Source organism: Armatimonas sp. (assembly GCF_031410135.1).
In the GTDB taxonomy this organism is placed as follows: domain Bacteria; phylum Armatimonadota; class Armatimonadia; order Armatimonadales; family Armatimonadaceae; genus Armatimonas.
Map to the genome: position 1 here is coordinate 1 of NZ_JANNYP010000116.1, position 1,027 is coordinate 1,027.

Annotated in this window: 1 protein-coding gene; it reads left to right on the forward strand. The window is 59.4% G+C overall.

All coding sequences use genetic code 11. The features are described 5' to 3' along the window. Nucleotides 1–151: 151 nt before the first annotated feature. Nucleotides 152–949: a sugar phosphate isomerase/epimerase gene (locus tag RMO15_RS04325; protein WP_309708287.1), complete on the forward strand. Its 798-nt coding sequence runs from the start codon at nucleotides 152–154 to the stop codon at nucleotides 947–949. Nucleotides 950–1,027: the final 78 nt, after the last annotated feature.

A 1,027-nucleotide genomic window follows, 5' to 3' on the forward strand; every position in this document is an offset into this window, starting at 1 on the left:
AACAGTAGTTAGTTTGCCGTAGGTTAAAACCTTCGGCTTAAGAGGACGACGGCTGCCTTCGCAGCCAAACAAATCTATTGCTCGCGCAGGCGAGCGTCGCCCTTTCAAGCCGGAAGACTCGTTCTTCCGGACAAGGAGCAAGGATACAACTATGAAACTTGGCGCGAATTCGGTTTTATTTGGCGGTTTCTCGATGCGCGAGGCGTTCGAGCAGATCGCGCGGGCGGGCTACGATGGCATCGAGCTCTCCGCAATTGATGGCATGAGCGAGCACTTGGTGCTGGACCGCTGGCAGGACGTGGCGGGCGAGATCAAGGCGCTCTCGACGGAGTTTGGGCTGGAGCTATTGGCGATGGAGCAGCCCTCCCAAGACGCGGCGAAGATGGAGAAGGCGTTTCAAGCCGCGGTTGAGATCGGGATTCCCATTGTCAACTGCGGCCCCGGCGGCAAGACCGGCGATGAGGAGAGCTTGCAAAAATCCATTGACTCGCTAGGGGCACTGGCGGACATGGCGGAGAAGTACGGCGTGACGCTCTGTGTGAAGGCCCATGTGGGGGCGGCGATCTGGAACACGCCCACAACTCTCCAGCTCATGGAGGCGATTACGTCGCCTGCATTTGGCATTGATATGGACCCGTCGCATATCTACCGAGGCCAAGAGAACCCCGTCGAGGCAATCAGCGCCGTGATCTCCCGCGTCAAGCATGTCCATATCCGCGACTGCAAAGGCCGCCAGCAGAACCCCGGCAAGCCCGAGATGCAAGCCAATGGCCGCGGCGACATTGATCTTTTGGGCTATATACGTGTCCTGCACGAGAGCGGCTATACCGGCCCAGTTGATCTAGAAGTGATTGGGGCCAAAGAGTACTCGCTCGTGCAGTGCGCCATCATCGCCGCCGAGGCACGGGGCCACATGCAGGCCTGTCTACAAGCATGCGGGGCGAGGTAAGCCAAAGAGTTTCCCCTCCCCCGGCTTCGTTCGTCCCTCTCTTCGCCACCCCCTCCCAATAATGGGAGAGGGTTGGGG

Bases quoted from the DNA above. Each gene is read 5' to 3' on its own strand.
- RMO15_RS04325 (WP_309708287.1), top strand. From the start codon at position 152: ATGAAACTTGGCGCGAATTCGGTTTTATTTGGCGGTTTCTCGATGCGC.